25 protein-coding genes are annotated in these 21,136 nt (G+C 69.8%); 11 read left to right on the plus strand and 14 right to left on the minus strand.

Annotated elements, in window-relative coordinates; translation table 11 throughout:
* Positions 1-406: 406 nt before the first annotated feature.
* Positions 407-1,489: a LuxR C-terminal-related transcriptional regulator gene (locus ACFWY9_RS02490; RefSeq protein ID WP_378337981.1), complete on the plus strand. Its 1,083-nt coding sequence runs from the start codon at positions 407-409 to the stop codon at positions 1,487-1,489.
* Here ACFWY9_RS02490 and ACFWY9_RS02495 read toward each other — a convergent pair.
* A complete protein-coding gene (locus ACFWY9_RS02495; RefSeq protein WP_378337982.1) occupies positions 1,467-2,132 on the minus strand; it encodes an isochorismatase family protein in 666 nt (221 codons plus the stop codon). The two genes, ACFWY9_RS02490 and ACFWY9_RS02495, sit on opposite strands and share 23 nt — an antisense overlap.
* Positions 2,133-2,298: 166 nt before the next feature.
* On the opposite strand from ACFWY9_RS02495, the gene ACFWY9_RS02500 reads away from it, so the two are divergent.
* From ACFWY9_RS02500 to ACFWY9_RS02530, 7 genes are all read left to right on the plus strand, one after another.
* The gene (locus ACFWY9_RS02500) at positions 2,299-2,913 is read left to right on the plus strand and encodes an LmbU family transcriptional regulator (RefSeq protein WP_378327873.1); all 615 of its coding nucleotides are present in this window, start codon (positions 2,299-2,301) and stop codon (positions 2,911-2,913) included.
* Between the two features lie 57 nt (positions 2,914-2,970).
* Entirely contained in the window at positions 2,971-4,320 is a 1,350-nt protein-coding gene (locus tag ACFWY9_RS02505) for a peptide ligase PGM1-related protein (protein WP_378337983.1), read from the plus strand.
* The gene (locus ACFWY9_RS02510) at positions 4,317-5,186 is read left to right on the plus strand and encodes an LLM class F420-dependent oxidoreductase (RefSeq protein WP_378327875.1); all 870 of its coding nucleotides are present in this window, start codon (positions 4,317-4,319) and stop codon (positions 5,184-5,186) included. Before ACFWY9_RS02505 ends, ACFWY9_RS02510 begins: the two co-directional genes overlap by 4 nt.
* Before the next feature lie 28 nt (positions 5,187-5,214).
* On the plus strand, positions 5,215-5,988 hold the full coding sequence (locus tag ACFWY9_RS02515) for a class I SAM-dependent methyltransferase (protein ID WP_378327876.1): 774 nt from the start codon (positions 5,215-5,217) through the stop codon (positions 5,986-5,988).
* Between the two features lie 151 nt (positions 5,989-6,139).
* The gene (gene nhaA, locus ACFWY9_RS02520; protein ID WP_378327877.1) at positions 6,140-7,342 is read left to right on the plus strand and encodes a Na+/H+ antiporter NhaA; all 1,203 of its coding nucleotides are present in this window, start codon (positions 6,140-6,142) and stop codon (positions 7,340-7,342) included.
* 52 nt (positions 7,343-7,394) lie between these two features.
* Positions 7,395-7,907: a phage holin family protein gene (locus ACFWY9_RS02525; protein ID WP_378327878.1), complete on the plus strand. Its 513-nt coding sequence runs from the start codon at positions 7,395-7,397 to the stop codon at positions 7,905-7,907.
* A gap of 26 nt (positions 7,908-7,933) precedes the next feature.
* Positions 7,934-8,893 carry an alpha/beta fold hydrolase gene (locus ACFWY9_RS02530; protein ID WP_378337984.1) on the plus strand — a complete coding sequence of 320 codons (960 nt, stop codon included), beginning with the start codon at positions 7,934-7,936 and terminating at the stop codon, positions 8,891-8,893.
* Here ACFWY9_RS02530 and ACFWY9_RS02535 read toward each other — a convergent pair.
* The 6 genes from ACFWY9_RS02535 to nth form a co-directional block, all read right to left on the minus strand.
* Positions 8,875-9,297 carry an NUDIX domain-containing protein gene (locus ACFWY9_RS02535; protein WP_378327880.1) on the minus strand — a complete coding sequence of 141 codons (423 nt, stop codon included), beginning with the start codon at positions 9,295-9,297 and terminating at the stop codon, positions 8,875-8,877. The two genes, ACFWY9_RS02530 and ACFWY9_RS02535, sit on opposite strands and share 19 nt — an antisense overlap.
* Positions 9,298-9,494: 197 nt before the next feature.
* Complete coding sequence (locus ACFWY9_RS02540) at positions 9,495-10,016, minus strand: GNAT family N-acetyltransferase (RefSeq protein ID WP_378337985.1); 522 nt, start codon at positions 10,014-10,016, stop codon at positions 9,495-9,497.
* Positions 10,017-10,059: 43 nt separating this feature from the next.
* Positions 10,060-11,241 carry a MarP family serine protease gene (locus ACFWY9_RS02545; RefSeq protein WP_378327882.1) on the minus strand — a complete coding sequence of 394 codons (1,182 nt, stop codon included), beginning with the start codon at positions 11,239-11,241 and terminating at the stop codon, positions 10,060-10,062.
* Positions 11,242-11,244: 3 nt separating this feature from the next.
* Positions 11,245-11,961, minus strand: coding sequence for an NUDIX hydrolase (locus tag ACFWY9_RS02550; RefSeq protein WP_378337986.1), 717 nt, complete (start codon positions 11,959-11,961; stop codon positions 11,245-11,247).
* Positions 11,958-12,566: a TlpA family protein disulfide reductase gene (locus ACFWY9_RS02555; protein WP_378337987.1), complete on the minus strand. Its 609-nt coding sequence runs from the start codon at positions 12,564-12,566 to the stop codon at positions 11,958-11,960. Before ACFWY9_RS02555 ends, ACFWY9_RS02550 begins: the two co-directional genes overlap by 4 nt.
* Positions 12,563-13,246, minus strand: coding sequence for an endonuclease III (nth, locus tag ACFWY9_RS02560; protein WP_378327885.1), 684 nt, complete (start codon positions 13,244-13,246; stop codon positions 12,563-12,565). The genes ACFWY9_RS02555 and nth overlap by 4 nt, the downstream gene beginning before the upstream one ends.
* Positions 13,247-13,503: 257 nt before the next feature.
* Here nth and ACFWY9_RS02565 point away from each other — a divergent pair, with 257 nt between their 5' ends.
* The 3 genes from ACFWY9_RS02565 (at position 13,504) to ACFWY9_RS02575 (ending at position 16,531) form a co-directional block, all read left to right on the plus strand.
* A complete protein-coding gene (locus ACFWY9_RS02565) occupies positions 13,504-13,755 on the plus strand; it encodes a hypothetical protein (RefSeq protein WP_013230551.1) in 252 nt (83 codons plus the stop codon).
* A 159-nt stretch (positions 13,756-13,914) separates the two neighbouring features.
* Positions 13,915-14,589 (plus strand): Crp/Fnr family transcriptional regulator, encoded by a 675-nt coding sequence (locus ACFWY9_RS02570; protein WP_003081747.1) that lies wholly within the window; start codon positions 13,915-13,917, stop codon positions 14,587-14,589.
* Between the two features lie 667 nt (positions 14,590-15,256).
* Positions 15,257-16,531 (plus strand): MFS transporter, encoded by a 1,275-nt coding sequence (locus ACFWY9_RS02575; RefSeq protein ID WP_378327886.1) that lies wholly within the window; start codon positions 15,257-15,259, stop codon positions 16,529-16,531.
* A 185-nt stretch (positions 16,532-16,716) separates the two neighbouring features.
* Here ACFWY9_RS02575 and ACFWY9_RS02580 read toward each other — a convergent pair whose 3' ends face one another.
* The 7 genes from ACFWY9_RS02580 to ACFWY9_RS02610 form a co-directional block, all read right to left on the minus strand.
* Entirely contained in the window at positions 16,717-16,986 is a 270-nt protein-coding gene (locus tag ACFWY9_RS02580; protein WP_378327887.1) for a glutaredoxin family protein, read from the minus strand.
* On the minus strand, positions 16,983-17,756 hold the full coding sequence (locus tag ACFWY9_RS02585) for an MBL fold metallo-hydrolase (protein ID WP_378337988.1): 774 nt from the start codon (positions 17,754-17,756) through the stop codon (positions 16,983-16,985). Before ACFWY9_RS02585 ends, ACFWY9_RS02580 begins: the two co-directional genes overlap by 4 nt.
* Positions 17,753-18,574 (minus strand): NUDIX hydrolase, encoded by an 822-nt coding sequence (locus ACFWY9_RS02590; protein WP_378327889.1) that lies wholly within the window; start codon positions 18,572-18,574, stop codon positions 17,753-17,755. The genes ACFWY9_RS02585 and ACFWY9_RS02590 overlap by 4 nt, the downstream gene beginning before the upstream one ends.
* A gap of 33 nt (positions 18,575-18,607) precedes the next feature.
* Positions 18,608-19,753, minus strand: a complete 1,146-nt coding sequence (locus tag ACFWY9_RS02595; protein WP_378337989.1) for a hypothetical protein — start codon at positions 19,751-19,753, stop codon at positions 18,608-18,610.
* A gap of 37 nt (positions 19,754-19,790) precedes the next feature.
* Positions 19,791-20,420, minus strand: a complete 630-nt coding sequence (locus tag ACFWY9_RS02600) for a hypothetical protein (protein ID WP_378327891.1) — start codon at positions 20,418-20,420, stop codon at positions 19,791-19,793.
* The gene (locus ACFWY9_RS02605; protein ID WP_378327892.1) at positions 20,420-20,875 is read right to left on the minus strand and encodes a RidA family protein; all 456 of its coding nucleotides are present in this window, start codon (positions 20,873-20,875) and stop codon (positions 20,420-20,422) included. Before ACFWY9_RS02605 ends, ACFWY9_RS02600 begins: the two co-directional genes overlap by 1 nt.
* A 74-nt stretch (positions 20,876-20,949) precedes the next feature.
* Positions 20,950-21,108: a hypothetical protein gene (locus tag ACFWY9_RS02610; RefSeq protein WP_378327893.1), complete on the minus strand. Its 159-nt coding sequence runs from the start codon at positions 21,106-21,108 to the stop codon at positions 20,950-20,952.
* Positions 21,109-21,136: the final 28 nt, after the last annotated feature.

Below are 21,136 nucleotides of genomic sequence, written 5' to 3' on the forward strand. Positions count from 1 at the left end.
GAGCGCGCGCGCGCGCGCCCCGGGGGGGGCGCCCGCCCCCCGCGCGGGGGCCGCCCCCCCACCACCGTTGGTGCGCGCGGCCCCAAAATATGACCGGAAGTGCAGCGGAACTAGCCCATTGGCATGAAGTTCCGTGCCTTACTTCATAGACGATGGCGGAGAAATATAGCTATTCGGTAACTTTACCGTGATCACTGCCAGGGCAACGGCACGTACTCGGCTGAGCAAGACGGGCACTAGGGGGCTTGGGGGTATGTCAAGGTCTGTCACCTTACGCGGGCGCACGAAAGAATGCCAGGAGATCAAGAGACTTTTGTCGGGTATCGACGAGGTTACCGGTCAGGTAATACTCGTTGAAGGATCACCCGGCATCGGCAAGTCAAGCCTTCTGCAGAAAACCCGCATCATGGGAATCGAAATGGGATTCCGGCTCGCCCCGCGTACGATGAACCTTTTCGGTTCCGCGCACAGCCACTGCGCCGCCCGTTCCTGGTTCGACGAGCAGCCGCAGGCGCAGCCGCTCCTGTTGCTCGTCGACGACGCGCAACTCGCGGCCCCGGAGACCATCCGGCAGCTGGACTGGCTGCACTCGGTGCTCGCCACCCGCCCGCTGGCGATCGTGCTCGCCCGCATTCCCGGGATGGGCGGACCGGAAATGAACCGCCTGCTCACCAGGAACAGCACGCAGGTGGAGCGGCTGGCCCTCGGACCGCTCGACCGGACGGCGGTGCGGGAGTTGCTGGCCGATCTCCTCGGCGCCGCCCCCGACGAACGGCTCATCGCGCTGGCCGGCGACGTCGGCGGCAACCCGCGGCTGATCGTCGACCTGGTCACCGGCCTGCGCGCGGAACACCATCTGGAGATCTTCGACGGCTGCGCGCACCTGTCGGCCGACGTCCTGCCCGGCCGGTTCCGGACCACGCTTGTCCACATGGTGCGAAGCCTCACGCCACTGACACGCAAACTGGTCCAGGTCGGTGCCGCACTCGGCCCCCGCTTCCGGCTCGTCGACGCGGCACGCCTGGTCCAGGAGACGCCCGGCAACCTGCTGCTGAGCGTCGACGAGGCCATCGCGGGCGGTCTGCTCGTGGAGGCCGGCGGACAGCTCGCCTTCCCGGGACAGCTGCTCTGGCGCGGCGCCCTGGAGTCCGTGCCCGCCAGCGTGCTCGTCGCCATCAGGGCGGAAATGTCGTCAACGGACACGAGCCGGGTAAGCGCTTCCGAACCGAACGAACCGAACGAACCGGACGAACCGGCCACGAGCCAGGAACCGGTGCCGGACGAGCGGACGTCAGGCTGGGCCGAGCTGACCGACACCGAACAGCGGGTCGCCCGTCTTGTCGGTGGCGGGATGACCAACCGCCAGGTGGCGCGCAGCGCGCGCATGTCCAGCCACACCGTGAACTACCACCTGCGCAGCATCTACCGGAAACTCCGGATCCGGTCCCGCGTCGATCTGGCACGGCTCATCTACCAGAACGGACCGTGACCGCGTGATCGTCCACTTCGGACAGAAGCCGCGCCGTCGTCGGGGTCGCGGCGCACCGCTCCGCCGCGTACCGCAGGGCGAGCCGGTGGTAGTCGAGGGAAAAGTCCGCGACGGCGTCGGCGACCAGGAAAGGCTGGACGTCGTGAGAGAACGCTTCACACGCCGTCATGAGGCAGCCGACGTGGGCATACACCCCGCAAATGATCAACTGGTCGCGATTCTCGTCACGCAGGAACTCCAGTAGCCCGGTCCGATGAAAGGCGCTGTACCGCCATTTGGTGAACACCACGTCGTCCACCTCGGGCGCCAGCTCGTCGACGACCTTGCGTTCTTCGGGCGCCACCGTCATGCCCGCGCCCCAGAAGTCCTTGAGCAGACCACGTTCGCTGTCGCTCATCCCGCCGGGCTGCGCCGTGTAGGTCACCGGGATTCCCAGTTTCGCGCACGCGGTGCGTAATGCCACACAATTGCGCACCAGGTCGTCCCTCGGCCCGGCACCTTCGGGGAAGGCGGAGACGAAGTAGCGCTGCATGTCGTGCACCAGCAGTACCGCGCGACGCGGATCGAGCCGCCAGGTGACGGTGTTCTCCGGAATGTCGCTCTCACTGGGCATCGCGTACGCGGCGATGGCTGGCAATCCCACGGTTTGCCCTTCCTGTCAGCCAAAAACTCCTTCCCCACGGTAACGCCCGGATTCGCCGGGCACATCTACTCATTCGAGCTGCGCGGTTACACGCAAGAGTAATTGCCCGGGGCACCGTGATTGCCCGAGGCTGGGTTCCGTCGCGTTGAAGGGAGTGGAGAACATCATGGTGCGGGAGCCGTCCGTGCACAGCCTGAACGCAGGCGGGGTCGTCACCAGGCCGAAGGAATTCCCCGGGGTGTCACTGCCCGGCCTCGACATTTCGGCGAGCCCGGTCGGCCTCAGTTTCGGGGCGGACATCGCGCTGCCGGCCTGGTGCAGGCTGGGTGCCCACGTGTCGACGCTGGGCATGGCCTCGGCGTGGTGGATCGGCGACTGGCTCGTCTACGGCCAGGACCGGTACAAGGATCGCTACCGGCGCAGCATGTCCGAGCATTCCCTGGACTACCAGACGTTGCGCAACTACGCCTGGGTCGCCCGCAGAGTGGAACACCGCCGCAGGCGGCGTTCGCTGAGCTTCCAGCACCACGCCGAGGTCGCCCGGTTGCCCGGTGAACAGCAGACCCGGTGGCTGGCCATGGCGGAGGAACGCGCGTGGTCCCGGAACACGCTGCGCCGCCAGCTGCGGGGACTCCCCGAGGCGAAGCCGCGCGCGGCGAGCCCCATCCGCCTCGACGTCCCCGCCGAACACCGGGACCGCTGGCAACAGGCCGCGGACGAGGCCGGGATGAGCCTCACCGCCTGGGTGATCAGCCGCCTCGACGACGCCGTGCCCGCCTGAGCCGCCGTACAGCGGGTTGTCCTTTGTAGACAGTAAGCCAATGGGGAGGAGAAAGGCGTGGGCACGCTGCTGATCAACAATCTCGGCAGGCTCATCACCGGCACTCGCGGCGCGAGCGCGCTGCTCGGGCACGCCAACATGCTCGACCCACCGTACGACAGATACCTGCGGGCCCAGTCGCACCGGACGGTGTGGCTGGCTCGTCCCGGCGACGTCATGATCGTCCCGACCCCGATCGACCGGCAGTTCCTCGAGTACGCCACCGGCCTCCGCGGGTTCGGCCCCGCGGACCTCACGGTGCTGGGACCCGGCACCGCGCACACGGCCGGCTTCGCCGAAACGGTCACACGGGCGATCGCCGACCGGCGGGCCGAAAAGGCGTGGCCCTACTACTTCGATCGGACGGCGGCCGCGCTCGTCCGGTCACTGGACCTGCCGGTGCCCGGATTCACCGGCCAGGGCGGCGCGGAACTCCTCAACAGCAAGGTGATGTTCCGGGCGCTCGCCGCGGGGATCGGCGTGCCGATCGCGGAGGGCGTGGTGCCCGCGTCGGCCGCCGAAGCCGAGGAGTACGTGTGGGCGGCGCTTTCGCTCGGCCACTGCGTGATCGTCAAACAGGACTTCCACGTCGGCGGACTCGGCAACGAGATCGCGAGCCCCGGCGAGCGGATCCGGCCGATCGGCGCCCGGCAGGTGCACCACTGCACCGACCGGGAGAGCGTCGCACGATTCGTCGCGCGGCACTGGAAAGCCGGGCACGCCGAACACGAACACCGCGTCGTCGTGGAGCGCTACACCCCGGATTCACGGTCGATCTACGTGGGCTTCCACCTGACCGACGACGGAGCCGAGGCGTACGGGCACGGCGAAATGCGGATGACGCCCATCATCAACGGCCTGATCACCCCCAGCCCCGCCGCGTCGTCCCCCGCCTTCGCGGAGTTCCTCGGCCACGCCGAGCGGCTGGCCGACGCGGTGCGGGTGATGGGATACCGCGGGCAGCTCAGCGTCGACGGCGTGCTGACGCCCGGCGAGGACGTGTTCCTCACGGAGTTCAACGCGCGTTCCGGTGGCGCCACGCACAACCACTGCATCATGAGCCAGCTGGCGGAACCCCACGGTGAAACCGACCGGATCATGCTGGACCGGCGCCGCTGCACCCTGCCCCCGTTGGAAAAGCTGCTCACCACATTGGATGGCGAAGGACTCGGCTTCGACACCACGCGCCGGTCCGGTGTGGTCGTCACGGTGCACGACGGCGGCACCGGCCGCGAGACCGGCGAATTCTGCGCCGTCGCGGAAAACCTCGAAACCGCCGAACTACTGGAGAACGACGCCGTCGCGGCGATCCGCGGCCTGGGCGGCGCGGTGGCCGAAGCGGAGTCCGAGACCAAGGAGCAGGTATGAAGATCGGCGTGTCCACCTTCGTCACCGACGAGGGAATCGGCCCGATCGACCTCGGGCGCGCGCTGGAGGAACGCGGATTCGAGTCGTTGTTCGTCGCCGAGCACACGCACATCCCGGTGAAGCGGGAAACGCCGTACATCCCGAACCGGGAGATGTACTGGCCCGCCTACGGCGAACTGCCGAGGATCTACTACCGGACGATCGACCCGTTCGTCACGCTCACCGCGATCGCGGCGGTGACCCGGCGGCTGCTGCTCGCCACCGGTGTGGCACTGGTGGTGGAACGGGAGCCGATCAACCTGGCCAAGCAGTTCGCGTCACTCGACCTGGTTTCGGGCGGCCGGGTACTGGCGGGCGTCGGCGCCGGGTGGAACCGCGAGGAGATGCGCAATCTGGGCACCGACCCCGCGACACGCATGGCGCTGGTGCGCGAACGTGTGCTCGCGATGAAGGAGATCTGGAGCAAGGAATCCTCGGAGTTCCACGGGGAGTTCGTCGATTTCGACCCGATCCGCTCCTGGCCCAAACCGGTGCAGCGGCCGCATCCGCCCGTCCTGGTCGGCGGCGACGGCCCCGGTGTGCTCGACCGGGTCGTGGAATACGGCGACGGCTGGGTGCCGATCCTCGCCAAATCGGTACCGGTCCTGGCCGAACGCATCGCCGAACTCCAGGGCCGGGCTGCCGCCGCCGGACGCGGTCGCATCCCCGTGACGGTCTACGGCGTGCCACCGGACGCCGAGGTCATCGGCGAGCTACAGGAGGCGGGTGTGGATCGGGTGCTGCTGCAGCTCCCGACGACCCCACGGGACGAGTCGCTCGCCGAACTCGACCGGTTCACCCCGCTCAAGGAGAAGTACGGCGACTAGGACACCCGGCCGGAACGGAGACGGACCCATGCTTCCCCCTGTCGACTACGACAACCGCCTGCACGAGGGCTATGCCGGAGGACGCGCCTTGACCGCGACGGCGGCCGAGGTCTGGCGATCGGCCTTCGCCCGCAACGCACAACCGGAGCGCCCGCTCACCGTTCTCGACCTCGGGTGCGGAGTCGGCCGGTTCACCCCGGTGCTGGCCGACCTGCTCGGCGGGCCCGTTTACGGCGTCGAACCCGCCGACCAGATGCGCGCGGTCGCCGAAACCGAGAACAGCCACCCGGCGGTGCGCTACCTCGCCGGCGACGCCGCGCACATCCCGCTCGACGACGACAGCTGCGACCTCGCGTTGCTGTTCCTCATGTTCCACCACGTGCCCGACCGGGCCGCGGCGACGGCGGAACTCGCGCGGGTGCTCCGTCCCGGCGGCCGCGTGCTGCTCCAGAGCAGTTTCTCCGGTGAGCTCGAGGATCGCCGCTGGTTCCACTACTTCCCCAGGGCGCGCCGGATCGAGGACCGGATGTTCCCCTCGTTCGACGAGGTCGTCGCGGTGTTCGGCGCGGCGGGCCTCGTCCACCTCGGCACGGACCACGTCGAATGCGAGGTCGCACCTTCGCTGGCGGCGTACGCGGACAAGCTGCGCCACCGCGCGATCCCGACCTTCGAGTACCTGGAGGAGGACGAGACAGCGGCCGGGTTCGCGGCTCTCGACGCCGCGGTGGCGGCCGAGGAAAGTCCCACACCGGTCATCGAACCCGCGCGTCTTCTCCGGTTCGGTGCCGCTTCGGCACCGTGAACGGGGGTATTCCCGCAAGCACCTGACATGTGGTGACGGTCATGAACGGGCTGTCACACACCCGTCCGGGCGTTAAAATAACGTCAAGGTGCGCCGGGAAGTCTGGTCGGCAACAGTGCGAGTCGTTGCCGAAAGACCCCGGAGGATGTCCGTGACCGCTGCCAGACTGCGCCGTCCGGCGCAGGCCGTGAGCGAGTTCGCCCGTTACCTGCGCACCGAGACCACCGGCGGGATCATCCTGCTCGTGGCGACCGCGATCGCCCTGCTCTGGGCGAACTCGCCGCTCAAGGACAGCTATCACGCGCTCCGCGACTTCCAGGTCGGTCCCGATTTCCTGCACCTGAACCTGAGCATCGGCGACTGGGCCAAGGACGGCCTGCTCGCGCTGTTCTTCTTCGTCGCCGGGCTCGAGCTCAAGCGCGAACTCGTCATCGGCGAGCTGTCGCGGTTCAAGCAGGCGGTCCTGCCGGTCGTGGCGGCGATCGGCGGCATGGTCGTGCCCGCCGTAGTCGCGCTCACGATCGGCTGGGGCACCCCCGGCATGGACAAGGCGTGGGCGATCCCGGTCGCCACCGACATCGCGTTCGCGCTGGGCGTGCTCGCGCTGACCGCGTCGAACCTGCCGAGCTCCGCGCGGGTCTTCCTGCTCTCGCTCGCGGTGGTCGACGACCTTGGCGCGATCGTCGTCATCGCCGTCCTGTTCACCACCGGCTTCAACCTCACCGCCGCGGCCGTCGCCGTCGCCGCCCTGGCGTTGTACGCGTGGTTGCAGCACAAGCGGGTCCGCACCGCCTGGCTGTACGTCCCGCTGGCGCTGATCACCTGGGTCGCCGTGCACACGGCCGGGATCCACGCGACCATCGCCGGCGTCGCGCTCGGCCTGCTCACCCGCGTCCGCCCCGACGAGGGCGAGGCGGAGGCACCCGCGCTGCGGCTCGAACACCGCCTCCAGCCGTGGTCGGCGGCCGTCGCCGTGCCGGTCTTCGCGTTGTTCGCCGCCGGGATCACGGTCAACGCCGACGCGCTGAGCGCGGTGTTCACCACGGCCCTGCCGCTGGCGGTGCTGGGCGGGCTGCTCGTCGGGAAGGTCGTCGGCATCCTCGGCGCGAGCATGGCCGCCGTCCGGTTCGGACTCGCCGAGAAACCCCGCGGCATGGGCTGGCGCGACCTCGGCGCGTTGTCGCTGCTGGGCGGTGTCGGCTTCACCGTGAGCCTGCTGATCGCCGAACTCGCCCTGCCCGGCGAGACGAGCGAGCTGGCCAAGGCCGCAGTGCTGATCGCGTCCGCGATCGCCTCGCTCGCGGCCGCCGCGCTCCTCCTGCGCCGCAACCGCGTGCACGCGAATACGGATTGAGCGGCGACACTCCTGCTGGTCCGTCGCGCCCGTGATGGGAGCACGTGGCACGATGACCATCGTGAGCAGCCCCAAACACGAACGCACCGGCCCCGACGGCGTGGGGGCCGTGCCCTACCTCCCCCTGTCCAGCGCGGACGAGGCCGACGGCGAACAGTCCATCGGCAAGCTCGTCGGCGACGCCACCCAGCACCTTTCGACCCTGGTCAGGGCCGAGGTCGAACTGGCGAAGGCGGAGATCGCAGGCGAGGCGAAGAAAGGCCTCAAGGGCGCGATCTTCTTCCTCGTCGCGCTGGTCGTCGCGCTGTACAGCTCGTTCTTCTTCTTTTTCTTCCTCGGAGAGCTGCTCTCCGAGTGGCTGAAACGGTGGGCCGCGTTCGGCATCGTGTTCCTGCTGATGCTGCTCGCCGCCGTGGCCGCCGGGTTCCTCGGCTATCGCAAGATGAAGAAGATCAGGGCGCCCGAGCGGACGATCAACAGCGTCAAGGAAACCGCGGCGGCGTTCACCCCGCGTCAGGAGCCCGAAGGCGCGGACGGCGACCTGACGACCGCTCCCCGGCCCTGAGCGCACTCCGTTCCGAAGACGACAAGGTGCAGGCGACGCCCGATCCTTCGATCGTCCGGATCGACGGGCCGTGGGCGCATCGCGACGTCTCCGCGAACGGCATCCTGCTGCACGTCGCCGAACTCGGTGACGGTCCGCTGGTGGTGCTGCTGCACGGGTTCGCCGAGTTCTGGTGGACCTGGCACCACCAGCTCGTCGCGCTCGCCGACGCCGGATTCCGCGCGGTGGCGGTGGATCTGCGCGGGTACGGGGATTCCGACAAGCCGCCCCGCGGTTACGACGCCTGGACGCTGGCCGGCGACGTCGGCGGCCTGATCAAGGCGCTGGGCGCGCGCAAGGCCCATCTCGCCGGGCATGCCTGGGGCGGCATGCTCGCGTGGAGCGTGGCCGCGCTGCATCCCCGGCTGGTGTCCTCGGTGACGGCGATCGGTGCCGCGCATCCGCTCGCGCTGCGTTCCGCGGTGAGCCGGATGGCCTGGCTGCGCCGCGGCAGCCAGACCCGCGCGCTGGGGCACCTGTTCCGCTTCCAGGTACCGATGGCGCCGGAACGCAAGCTCGTCGAGGACAACGCCGTCGCCGTCGAGGACCTGTTCCGCGCGTGGGCCGGTCCGGCGTGGCGCGAGTCGGCGGATTTCCGTGACAGCGCAAGGACGTTCCGGCAGGCGATGCTCGTGCCAGGCGTCGCGCACAGCGCGCTGGAGTACTACCGCTGGGCCTTCCGCGCGCAGTTCCGCGGCGAGGGCAGGCGGTTCACCGACGCCGTCGGCTCCCGGATCACCGCTCCGGTACTGCAGCTGCACGGCGAGGCCGACACGTGCATCCTCCCGGACACCGCACGGGCCTCGGTGCGCTGGGCGGGGCCGCACAGCGCACCCCGGATCTGGCCGGGCGTCGGGCACTTCCCGCAGCTCGAAGCCCCGGAGCGCACCAGCGACGCACTTGTGGAATTCCTGAAGACACCGGCGAATCAGGCCAGCTCGAAGTAGTCGCACCCGCCGGTGAGCAGCGCGATCAGCGACTTCTCCAGTAGCGACATGACGTCCGACCGCAGCAGGTTCCGCGCCTCGTCGAGGGTGACGAACGCGAGGTCCTCGATGCCGTCGCCGACCGGCCGCACCGTGTCGGCCTGTCCTGCCTCCAGGCTGCCCGCGTCGAACACGAACATGAGCTGACCGGCCCAGCTCTCGTGCGGGCCGACCCACTCCAGCACCAGCAGGCGTCCGGGCGTGATGGTGAGCCCCAGCTTGTCGGAGAGCCTGCGCCGCGCGGCGCTACGCGGCGACTCCGCAGGCCCGACCACCCCGCCAGGGAGGTCCCAGAACGCCTTCAACGCCGGTTTGACCAGCAGGAGCCTGCCGTCCTCGTCGCGGAGCAGGACGTCGGCGGACACGGGTTTCCGCACCTGTTCCACGCAGGCCTCGGCCGGTCTCTCCCGACGTAGGGGGTCATCACTGCGACGGGGCACGGGTCTCCTTCGGGGTCGGGACCCCATTGTGCCCGCGCGGCGGCCTGTTGCGCCGCCCCAGTTCTGGTGCGTTATCGGTACAGAATCCGGACAACCCCGACGGATTCAGGCCTCCGGGACGCTCAGTCGATCCAATACCGCCGCTTGGCGGGTCGTCCGGGCTCCGTCGGCACGACGTTGTCCAGCCTGCCGCCGTTGGCCTCGATGACCGCGGCCGACCCGGCGTTGTCCTCGTCGCAGGTCACGAGGACTCGCCCCACGCCGACGGACCTGGCGATGACGAGGCTCTGCCGGAGGATTTCGGTCGCGTAGCCCCGGCGCCGGTACGGTGCGAGCACGCCGTAGCCGATATGCCCCTCGAACCGCTCGAGGTAGTCGTTGAGGACGTGCCGGACCGACGTCCTCCCCACGACGCGGCCGCCGACCTCGGCGACGAGGAACGTGGCCGGGACGATGCCCGGCGGCAGCCGCCTGCCGATCCGTTCGTCGCCGAGCCGCTCCAGGTACGCGCTCCACGACGTTCCTTCGTCGAAGGCCCAACCGAATTCGAACCCTTCGGGAAGCATCGCGCGATGCGCGGCCCGGAACGAATCCTCGTCCTCGATGCGAAGCGGCCGGAGTCGCAGGCCCGTACTGGCGGTCACTGGCTCAGCGTAGGGACCGAAACACGTTCTGCCACGCGAATATTCAGGAGGCGCAACGGCCGGTGCCCACGCCTGCCGTCTGTGAGGGCGCGGCGTCGACCTCGGCCCGGACCTGCTCGGCGGTCAGCGTGAACCCGGTTTCCGGGTCGTCCACCGCGGCGCCGAACACGACCCCGATGACCTGACCGCCTGGCGTGATCATCGGCCCGCCGGAGTTCCCGCTGCGGACCGGTGCCCGCACGGTGAACACGTCCCGCTGCACGGTGTTGGCCTCGTAGATGTCCGGCCCGCGCAGGTTGATCCGGCCGCGGATCCGCGCCGGGGTCGCCTTGTACGGACCGTCGAGCGGATAGCCGAGGATGATCGCGTTGTCACCCGCCTTCGCCGTCTCCGGCGCGAATTCCAGTGCCGGCGCCCGCAGCCGCGGGACCGCCAGCACCGCGATGTCGACCTCCGGGTTGAAGTACACGACCTGCGCCCGGAACTCGCCCGAGGTGCTCTCGATCGCGACCTGGTCGGTCCCGGCGACGACATGCGCGTTGGTCATGACGCGCTGCGGGGAGATCACGAACCCGCTGCCCTCCAGCGAACGCGAGCACGACGGCGCGTTGCCGCGGATCTTCACGACGCTGCCGTGCACGTCCGTCACGACCCTGCTGGCCTGCAACGCCGTGTCGGGCGGGCCGGTGTCGGCGGCGGGGGCCTTCTGGAACGGATCCATGGCGGCGGGGAAGCCCGAGGCGTCGAGCAGCTTGCGCAGCTCGCTCGGCAGGCCCTGCGCGGCGTCCGGCATGGCGTCGTTGACGCCGCCGAGCACCGTGGAACCGTTGATCGCCTTGGCGAGTCCGGGAATCGGCACGCTGGTCAGCGGGGTCGCGATCAGCCAGGCGACCACGAACACGACGGCGGCCTGCACGATGGCGCCGAGCGTTTTGTCCACTCCGGACAGTCGATCCGGGTTGACCTTCTGCCGGATCTTCCTGCCGACCCACACCCCGATGCCCTCGCCGAGCGCGATCAGGAAGACCACCGTGGCGAACGCGAACGCCACCTTCGCCACCGGGTTCTCGAACAGGCCGACGATGACCGGGGCGAGCTTGAGCCCGCCGATCGCGCCCAGCACCACGCCGATGAGCGAAGGCACCGCGATGATCACGCCCTGGAACGCGCCGGACACCGCCGCCAGCAGTGCCAGCACGAGCACCAGCACATCGACCCAGTTCACGGCTTACTCCTCGCCAGTCACGCCTCGACCGTCTTCCGCGGCGACGCGCGCCCGGTATTCGGCCAACGCTACGTCAAGGTCACGGACATCGCCGGGATCCCACTCCCGCTCCCAGCCGCCCAGGCCGAGCAGCACGGACAGCAGGCCGGCGGTGAATCCCCAGACGAACAATCCGTCGACCTCGAACGCGGGTCCCTTCCACGACGCGCCCGGTTTGCGCACCATGAACCGGTTCGCCGGATCGGCGAGATCGGCCAGCGCGACCCTGGCCACCGATGCCGTCTCCGCGGGATCGACCGCGTGGATCGGCGAAGGGGTTTCCCAATGCGCGAGCACCGGCGTCACGGCGAAACGCGACACCGGGACGTACAACTCGGGCAGTACCGCGATGGGACGGACCCCCGACGGCACGACGCCGGTCTCCTCCTCCGCCTCGCGCAGCGCGGTCCCGACCGGGCCGCCATCGCCTTCCTCGGCTCCGCCGCCGGGAAAGGCGACCTGCCCGGCGTGCGAGCCCAGCGTGTCGGCGCGGCGCAGCAACAGGACGTCCGGCCCCTCGGCCCGCTCGCCGAACAGGATCAGCACGGCCGCCGACCGGGTGTAGCGGTCATCGGGCGGGTTGAACCGGGTGAACGTCCGCGAGTCGACCTCGCCACTCACCTTGACGAGGGGACGAAGCCATTCCGGGACCGAGTCGGGCTCCACGAGCGGGCCGATCATGGGGCCCCTGCTGTTGTGGCTTCGATGGCTGCACGCACCTCGCCAGTGTCCCGGAACACGCGTGGGTTCGCGATGAACCGGACCTGCCCACCGGCGGTCACCAGGTAGGAGGCGGGCAGTGACGAAGGCAGTTTGAGCGCCTCCCGGACCGGCCCGGTCTGCCCCGGCCCGTCGTAGACCGACGGCAGGTGGACACCGAGCTGGGCGAGCAGGGCGAGTCCGTCTTCCGCCGGACTCGCCACCTGGACGCCGAGCACCTTCACCGCGCCGGGCTGACGCGCGTAGTCCTGGAGCACGGGCAGCTCCGTCCGGCACGGCTGACACCACGACGCCCAGACGTTGACCAGCACCGGACCGCCGGAAAGCGCTTGCCCGAGATCGACCTTGGCGCCGTCACCGAGACACTCCGCCGAGACCCCGCGCAGGGCTTCGACTTCGCCGGCCGAAGGGCTGGGGCAGGGCGAAAGCGCGGCCTTCGCACGCGCGTCGGCGAGCCCCGGCAACGGAGGCGTCTGCTTCGAGTCGCCACCCCTTGGCAGCAGCGCGACCAGCAACGCGACGGCGAGCACCGCCACCACGAGCGCCCACTTGGTGACCTTGGTCACCGGGGCGCCGCGAGCGCCAGGATGTGCTCGCGCTCCTCGCCCTTGACGAGTTTGGCGGCCTCCTCGAACCCGGTCGGCCCGGTGCCGTACGAGGGGCAGTCCTTGGCCAGCGGGCACGCGCCGCACGCCGGTTTGCGGGAGTGGCACACGCGGCGGCCGTGGAAGATCACCCGGTGCGAGAGCATCGTCCACTCCTTGCGGGGGATCAGCTCGCCGACGGCGTGCTCGACCTTGACCGGGTCCTCTTCGGTCGTCCAGCCCCAGCGGCGGACGAGCCGTCCGAAGTGGGTGTCCACCGTGATGCCGGGGACGTCGAAGGCGTTGCCCAGCACGACGTTCGCGGTCTTGCGGCCGACGCCGGGCAGCGTGACGAGATCCTCTAGCTTGCCGGGCACCTCGCCGTCGAACCGCTCCACCAGCGCCGCGCCCAGCCCCATCACGGAGTTCGCCTTGGCCCGGTAGAAGCCGGTCGAGCGGAGGTACTCCTCCAGCTCGGCGCGGTCGGCACCGGCATAGTCGGCCGCGGTGCGGTAGCGCTTGAAGAGCGCGGGAGTGACCATGTTCACCCGGACGTCGGTGGTCTGCGCCGAAAGCACCACGGCGACCAGCAGCTCCAGCGGCGTGGTGAAGTCCAGCTCGCAATGGGCGTCCGGATACACGTCGTCGAGGCAACGCTTCATGCGCCGCGCGCGTCTCACCAAAGCAAGCCGGCTCTCGCTGGCGTGGCCCTTGCGGGGTGCGTTAGTGGCGGCAGGAGGCACCCCGATAGCCTACGGGCGTCGTCGGACGAGCCGATGGGAGCACCCACCCGGTGGACGGCCGACACGCCAGAACACCACCTCGGCGCAGTTCAGGCCGCCATGAGCGAGGATCTGGAGTCAATGCCAAGCTTTGCCATCGAGTCACGCCTAGTCACCGACCGTAGTGGACGTCTGTCATGACCGTCTGGTTCGTCATCCTGGTGCCCTTGGTGATCATGTTCTTCGCCCTGTTCATGGAGCGGGTGGAGAGCAGGCTCAAGCACGTCGCGGTTCAGGAGAACGAGGTCGAGGAGTTCCTCGAGCAGGCGCAGCCCAACGAGGTCAGGGCCCTGTACGGGCACGGGATCGGCCGAGCGCTGGAGCTTTTTCGGCTACGGCGGCTCGGCGGGAGGGCAGCCAGGCTACGCGCGCGACGCGTGCGGAGTTAGGCTCCAGTGTCGAGCGAGATCGTTTCCGGCCGACGCGCGGCGCGCGGCGCGCCCGGGAGACGATCTCGCGAGCACACCCTAGACTGACGCGAAAGTGATGGGCGACACGTTTCCCGGCTACCGGGAGGCGGGTCGTTTCTCGATGAGGAGGCACCCGAGGTGGACGAAACCCTGGCCCGTGCGGGCATTTTCCAGGGGGTGGAGCCGGCGGCCGCTGAGGCACTGGCCCAGACCCTGGAATCCGTGGAGTTCCCTCGTGGCCACGTCATCTTCAACGAGGGCGAACCCGGCGACAAGCTGTACATCATCCAGTCCGGCAAGGTGAAGATCGGCCGCAAGTCGCCCGACGGGCGCGAGAACCTGCTCGGCATCTTCGGCCCGTCGGACATGTTCGGCGAACTGTCCATTTTCGACCCCGGCCCGCGGACGTCCAGCGCGACGACGGTGACCGAGGTGCGCGCGGTGACGATGGACCGCCCGGCGCTGCGCCAGTGGATCTCGACCCGGCCGGAGATCGCCGAGCAGCTGCTGCGCGTGGTCGCGCGCCGGCTGCGCCGGACCAACAACATGGTCGCCGAGCTGATCTTCACCGACGTCCCCGGCCGCGTGGCGCGGGCGCTGCTGCAGCTCGCGCAGCGCTTCGGCAGCCAGGAGGCGGGGCTGCTGCGGGTCACGCACGACCTGACGCAGGAGGAGATCGCCCAGTACGTCGGCGCCTCGCGCGAGACCGTCAACAAGGCGCTCGCCGACTTCGCGCACCGCGGCTGGCTGCGACTGGAAGGCAAGAGCGTCCTGATCCTGGACCCGGAGCGCCTCGCCCGCCGCGCCCGGTAGTACTGCGTTCGCGGGAGAGCCTACGTTCGCGGGAGAGCCCTGTTTGCCGAAAGCGCAAACGGGGCTCTCTTCGTAGTGTCCCTTGGGGGTCGAACCCCCAAACCCCCGCCAAGGGGCTTCGCCCCCTGGACCCCCGACCGTGGTCACCTTTGCTCGAGTAGGCACCCTGTGCGCACCGAAGGCCTCTTTCGGCTACTGCGTTCAGCCCATGTTGGTCACCTGTTCACCACGTCAGGGCTACCCCGCAGGGGTGAAGGCCACGAGACTGGCGGGGCCACGCGCCCCGACGAGCGTGGCTCGAACAAAACAAAGAGCCGGGCGCCACCCCCGACGTGGCGCACCGGCTCTTTGCTTGCGCGGACCATCCCCCGACGATTCGCGCTCCCCGCCCTCCGGATCAGGCCCCGACCCATATGCCGGAGGGAGCTGGGTGATTGTGTTGAGTTGTACAACCATCGCTGGCCCATACCCACGAATTCAAGGCCATTCACTCTCAAGGACGCTGACTCCCCGGTTTCGTTGCGCGAGTTCACGGAGAATCCACATAGCGTTACCGGATCGAGACCTGATCGAGGCGCCCGAGAGTTCCTGCTCCAAGCTTGACAGTGACGAAGGTGACCGTCAAACAACTGGTACTGGCGTACCAGTCCACTGCATACTGGTACATGTGTCCCAGTCTGTGTCCGCTGCCCACGAGAACCACACCTCCCTCGCCGACTACCGCACCGCGCTGACCACGCCCGGCTCCCGCGCCGCCGCCGTGGCGTCCGTGCTCGCGCGCCTGCCGATCGCCATGATCGGCATCTCCGCCATGCTCTACGTCCAGCGCGAGACCGGTTCGTTCGCGGCGGCGGGAGTCGTGTCGGCCAGCCTGCTGGCGGGCGTCTCACTGGGCGCGGTGGGCCAGGGCAGGCTCATCGACCGTTTCGGCCCGACCCGGCCGCTGCTGGTGACGACACTGCTCTTCGCGCTCGCCACGACCGGGCTGGTCCTGGCCATCGACGCCCACATGCCGACCGCGGTCCTGATCGCGCTGGGCGCCGCGACCGGCCTCACCCAGCCGACCGTGGGTTCGGCGTCCCGGGCACTGTGGACCCGGCTGCTGCCGCCCGGTGGCGCCCGCAACGCCGCGTTCTCCTACGAAGCGATCAGCATGGAGGTCTTCTTCATCCTCGGCCCCGGTTTCGCCGGGCTGCTGATCGCCGCGCCGTGGGCGGGCACGGGCATCGTGACCGGGACGATCACCATGATCATCGGCGCGACGACGTTCGCGCTGACCCCGGTCGTGCGGGCATGGGGCCCGTCGGCGAACCCGGCTGGTCGGCTGCTCGGCGCGCTGGAGAGCCCGGGGATGCGCACGCTCGCGCTGGCCGCACTGGGCTTCGGCGCGGTGATCGGCTTCGTCGAGGTCGCGGTGCCCGCGGCGGCGACCGAGGCGGGGCACGCCTCGATCGGCGGCGTACTGCTGTCGGCCTGGTCGCTGAGCTCGGTCGCCTTCGGTGTCGTCTACAGCCTGCGGCCATGGCCGAGGAAGCTGGGCTTGCGGCTGCCGGTGCTGCTCGGCGGCTTCGGCGCGCTGGTCGCGTTGCTGGCGCTGCCGTCGTCGCTGTGGGGACTTGCGGTGACGATGCTGCTGGCCGGTGCCCTGATCACCCCGCAGTCGACCACCCACTCCGCGACGATCGAACTCGTCGCGCCGGAGGGCACCGCGGCCGAGGCGTTCGGCTGGGTGCTCACCTCGGTGACGCTCGGGCTCGCGGCAGGCCAGTCGATCAGCGGCTCACTGGTCGAGCACGTCGGCACCTGGGCGGCGTTCGTGGCGGCGGCCTGCGTCGGCGTCGCGATGGGCGCGCTCCTCTGGCTGCTGCGCGGCACGGTCCGCCCGCCGCGCGCACGCTCGCCGAAGATCGCGACCACCGAACTTGTCGGTGCCGCCCGCTGACCTGCGGCATTGCCCTCGCCACGCCTACCCGCGCCGAAACGAGAGCAAAGGTCCCTCGCTCCCACCCGGCCACGATGCTCCGGGGGCGAGCCAGTGCGGAAGGCGGGCCGACGGGCAAAACGTGAGCAAAGGTCCCTTGCTCCACCCGGCCACCCTCCTGGCGCGTATGCCGTTAAGCTCGAACCTCAGGCGGCCTCGGCGGCGCGGACCGCGGCTTCGATCTCGGCGAAGCTCGGGTTGACCAGTGCGGTCGAACCGATGATCACCGTGGGCACGACCTCGTTCCCGTCCGCCACCGCGCGCACCCTGGCGGCCGCGTCGGGGTCCTCCCAGATGTTGAACTCGCGGATGTTCAGGTCACTGGCCCGCAACGGGCCCTCCAGCGTCATGCAGAAGGGGCACCCCGGCCGCCAGTAGTACTCGACCTCGACGTCACTCGTGCGAGCGTCGCTCATTCGCCAACCTCCGTAGAACGCAGATAGTCCAGCTGCGCCTGCACGCTCAGCTCGGCGGGCGCCCACAGCGCGCGGTCGACGTCGGCGTAGACGACCTCGACCACCTGACGCGGCGTCGCGTCCGTACCGAGCACCCGCAGGGCCGAACGCACCTGCTCCAGCCGCTGTTCCCGATGCGCAAGGTACTCACGAGCGGTCGAGGCCAGATTGGGAAGCTCGGGACCGTGCCCAGGCAGGCCCAGCGTCGCCGACGGCAGCTCGACGAGTTTGCGCAGCGAGCACAGGTAGTCGCCGAGGTCGTGCAGCACGGTCGTGCCGCGGCCGAGGATGGTGTCCCCGGTCAGGACCTGGCCGTCCATGCGCAGCGACACCGAGTCGTCGGTGTGCCCCGGTGTGTGCACGACCTCGATCGCCAGCCCGCCCGCCACGACGGTCTCACCGTCCACAAGGGACTCTCCGCCGAGGCACAGCGACGGGTCGAAGGCCCGCACCGGAGCGCCGACACGCTCGGCGAACCACGGCGCGCCCTCGGCGTGGTCGGGATGGTGGTGGGTGAGCAGCACCAGTTCGACCGCCCCGACGTCCGCGAGCAGTTCGAGATGCTCGAGATCCCGGTAGCCGGGGTCGACGACGACCGCGGCCTTCGCGTCCGGCGCGCGCAGCACCCAGCTGTTCGTGCCCTCCAGCGTCATCGACGAGGGGTTGTTCTCCAGCAGTACCGACGCCGACTCGGAAACCCGGCGCAGCACGCCGTACGCGGGGGCACTCACACTTCCTCCAACACGACGCGGACCTTGTCGCCTTCGCGGACCAAGGTCGGGGCGATCCGGGTGATGACGCGCTCGGCCGCAAGCGCTTCCTCGGCGGTGTCGAACGTGGTCAGCTCGTTGAGCGTCACCCAGGTCGGCGGCATCAACATGCGCTTGCCCGCCCTGGCGTCCTCGAGGGCTTCGGCAGGACGCTGCCAGCCCGAACTCGTCGCCTCCGACGTCGCCCCGTCCGCCTCCTGCCCCTCGGGCAGCTTCGCGAGAAAGAACCGGGTGTCGTAGCGACGCGGCTCCGCCTCGGGGGTGACCCAGTGCGCCCACGGCCGGAACAGATCGGCCCGCAGCGTCAGCTCCGCACCGGACAGGAACTCCGCGAGCGAAACCCTGCGCGCCAGTAGATCCTGCCGGGCTTCGGCGAAGGGCGTGACATCGGTCACCGGCACATCGCCGATCCCAGCCACTAGGACGCCGCACTCCTCGAACGTCTCTCGCACCGCCGCACACACCAGCGCGCGGGCGCCGTCCTCGGTGGCGCCGAACAACTCGCCCCACCAGGCCGGGTCGGGACCCGCCCAGCGCACGGACGCGTCGGCGTCGCGAGGATCGACCCCGCCGCCGGGGAACACGGTCATGCCCCCGGCGAAGGCCATGCCCCGGACCCGGTGCTGGAGAAAGACCTCGAGGCCGGCGCCCCCGTCACGCAGAAGGATCACCGTGGCGGCGTCCTTCGGCGTGACGGGCGGACCGTCCTCGTTGGCCCGGGTACCGACCCCGGCGCCGACCGGGATGTCGAAGATCAGCTCGTCAGGAGAATCAGGCACCCCGGCAACATACCTCCGGACTTCGCCGATACCTCAAGCGTTCCAGCGATCTCCGCCACTCCGCGACGCGCCGTTGAGCCGGATCTTCGCGGCTTCGGCGCGCTCCCGCTCGGCCAGTTCGGCGTGCAGCTCACGCAGCAACGCCCGGTCACGCTCGCTCAGGCTCGGATCGTCGAGATCCAGCGCGGGCAGCTCGACGACCTCGTGCATGCTCGGCTTGCCCGCGGCGATCTCGCGGCCCTTCTCCGGATCCTCGGCCAGCGCCCGGCGCAGCTGCGCCACCTCGGCCGAAGTCAGGTCCGAGGTGCGCTCGGCCCGCGTCTCCGACCGCGACTTGCGCGCCGGTTGCTCGGGCGGTGCGGCAGGCGCGGGCGCCGGCTGCGGTGCCGGCGCCTGGACGATCGGCACCACCGGGGCCGGCGCCGGTTCCGGCGCCGGTGTGCGGATGCCGTGCCTGCTCGGGGTCTCCGCCACCGGCTCGGGAGCCGGCACCGGGGCGGGCGGCGGCGCCGGCGCGACCGGCTCGGGCCGATGGTAGCTCGGCGCCTGCGTGCTGCCCGCCACCCAGACCGGGGTGGCCGCGGCGCCCGCGGACTGGTGGTACGCCGAGCGGGCGACACCGGGGCCGCTGACCTCGACGACCGAACGCAGGCCCGCGCGGCGGAGCGCGGAGTCGACGCGGAAGGCCACCGCGGGCGGGTTGCCCTCGGGGCCCAGCTCCACGAGCACCACACGCTGCGGCAACGCGCCCGGCACACTGCCCGCCGGGGTGATGCGCCACACCGCGTGCACGGAGCGGACGTCCGGGAGTACCTGCAGGGTCCGGTCGAGCGCCTCGGCGAGCCCGAACTCCGGCTGGTTCTCCCCGCTGAACCGGTGGTTGTGCACCTGTTCGGCTTCGTCGACGAGCAGGTCGTTCGCGAGTGTCGCGTCCGAACGGCTCATCTCCAGCACGAGCGCCAGCTCGCGCTGTTCGGCCGAACTCACCGTGATCTTCCCGGCGATCAGGGTGCCGGTGGTGAGTTCGACCGCTTCGTCGATGTGGGCATGGGCGATCAGTTCACGCGCTTCGGTCAGCGCGCTGTCGTCGATCCGGCCGGCCAGTGCCAGCAGCAGATTGTGCAGACGCAGCGGTACCGAAAACCCGTCCATCGGCGGGGCGTCGTGGACCTCCACCATGTGCTTGCTCCCTCCCAGCTCGCTGGCGGAGCGAGCGCTATGCGGCTACCAGACGATTCCCGGTGCCCACGGCACCGAGACACACCAGCTCGGAACTCGCGAGCGCTGCCCGGTGGTATCCGGGCAGGTCGAAGCGCGGCGGGATGACCTCGACGCTGGGCTCTTCGTCGCCCAGCACCCGCAGCACCCGCTGCAGCTCGCCGGTCAGCCTCGGCAGGCCGGACAACGCCGTGACCAGCAGCACGCGCTTGGTCCCGGTCTCACCGACCACGTCGAGGTGACGCCAGCTCTGTCGCACTTCACCCACGTCCGGGCGACCACGCAACGTTGCGTGCATCAAAACGGACACGGAATCGACAGAGTTCACCCATTCGGGCGCACTCTGCGTGAATGTGTACCGGGTCTCGGTGACGTCGTCTACCCCCAGTGTGGAACTCACCTGGTGCCAGTCGGCGCCGTGCGGGATGAGTCCCGCGACAAGCAGGCGGTACTCGGTTTGATCAAGGTCAATCCTGTGCTTTAGCAAAGACCTCGGGAGCGTCCTGGCGAGCGTGCCCATCGCGCCCTCGCCCAGCCAGTCCCGGAACCGCCAGAGCAGCTGGTCGGGCAGCCGCCCGGCCAGACGGAGCAGCAGTTCGTGGGTGGCCTGTTCGATGTCGGGGTCCATCACCGCACCTCCACGATCAGTTCGATCTCGACCGGCGAGCCGATCGGCAGCTCCGCGACGCCGACGGCCGAGCGCGCGTGGATACCCGCCTCGCCGAACACCTCGCCCAGCAGCTCGGACGCGCCGTTGACCACCGCGGGCTGGCCGGTGAAGCCCTCCGCGGAAGCGACGAAGCCGACGACCTTGACGACCCGGACGATCTCGTCGACGCCGACGAGCGCGTGCACCGCGGCGAGCGCGTTGAGCACGGACGTGCGGGCGTGTTTCTTCGCCTCTTCGGGGCTGACCTCCGCGCCGACCTTGCCCGTCGCGGCGAGGACGCCGTCGACGAAGGGCAGCTGGCCGGAGGTGTAGACGTGCGAACCGCTGCGCACGGCGGGCACGTAGGCCGCCAGCGGCGCCGCGACCCCTGGTAGTTCGATACCGAGCTCGGCTAGCCGATCGCTCCAGGTCATCGAGGGTTTCCCCTTCATCCATCCATGCCCCCGCCACCGCCCTCAACGGAGCAGCGGGAGCTGCACAGTTCTGATTATTTGGCTCGTTTGAGGTACGCGACGTGCTGCTCGCCCGTCGGGTTGGGCAGCACGGTGACCAGCTCCCAGCCGTCCTCGCCCCACTGGTCGAGGATCTGCTTCGTCGCGTGGATCAGGAGCGGGACGGTCGCGTACTCCCATTTGGTCGTGCTCATAGCCGGGGAGCGTAGCCAAGCTGACAAG

It is taken from the genome of Amycolatopsis sp. NPDC059027, assembly GCF_042739735.1.
Lineage (GTDB): Bacteria > Actinomycetota > Actinomycetes > Mycobacteriales > Pseudonocardiaceae > Amycolatopsis.

What these genes read in the sequence shown, in the direction of transcription:
- ACFWY9_RS02490 (WP_378337981.1), top strand. Translation starts at nt 407, where the DNA reads ATGGGAATCGAAATGGGATTCCGGCTCGCCCCGCGTACGATGAACCTT.
- ACFWY9_RS02500 (WP_378327873.1), top strand. Translation starts at nt 2,299, where the DNA reads ATGGTGCGGGAGCCGTCCGTGCACAGCCTGAACGCAGGCGGGGTCGTC.
- ACFWY9_RS02510 (WP_378327875.1), top strand. Translation starts at nt 4,317, where the DNA reads ATGAAGATCGGCGTGTCCACCTTCGTCACCGACGAGGGAATCGGCCCG.
- ACFWY9_RS02515 (WP_378327876.1), top strand. Translation starts at nt 5,215, where the DNA reads ATGCTTCCCCCTGTCGACTACGACAACCGCCTGCACGAGGGCTATGCC.
- ACFWY9_RS02525 (WP_378327878.1), top strand. Translation starts at nt 7,395, where the DNA reads ATGACCATCGTGAGCAGCCCCAAACACGAACGCACCGGCCCCGACGGC.
- ACFWY9_RS02550 (WP_378337986.1), bottom strand. Translation starts at nt 11,961, where the DNA reads ATGATCGGCCCGCTCGTGGAGCCCGACTCGGTCCCGGAATGGCTTCGT.
- nth (WP_378327885.1), bottom strand. Translation starts at nt 13,246, where the DNA reads ATGAAGCGTTGCCTCGACGACGTGTATCCGGACGCCCATTGCGAGCTG.
- ACFWY9_RS02565 (WP_013230551.1), top strand. Translation starts at nt 13,504, where the DNA reads ATGACCGTCTGGTTCGTCATCCTGGTGCCCTTGGTGATCATGTTCTTC.
- ACFWY9_RS02580 (WP_378327887.1), bottom strand. Translation starts at nt 16,986, where the DNA reads ATGAGCGACGCTCGCACGAGTGACGTCGAGGTCGAGTACTACTGGCGG.
- ACFWY9_RS02595 (WP_378337989.1), bottom strand. Translation starts at nt 19,753, where the DNA reads ATGGTGGAGGTCCACGACGCCCCGCCGATGGACGGGTTTTCGGTACCG.
- ACFWY9_RS02600 (WP_378327891.1), bottom strand. Translation starts at nt 20,420, where the DNA reads ATGGACCCCGACATCGAACAGGCCACCCACGAACTGCTGCTCCGTCTG.
- ACFWY9_RS02605 (WP_378327892.1), bottom strand. Translation starts at nt 20,875, where the DNA reads ATGACCTGGAGCGATCGGCTAGCCGAGCTCGGTATCGAACTACCAGGG.
- ACFWY9_RS02610 (WP_378327893.1), bottom strand. Translation starts at nt 21,108, where the DNA reads ATGAGCACGACCAAATGGGAGTACGCGACCGTCCCGCTCCTGATCCAC.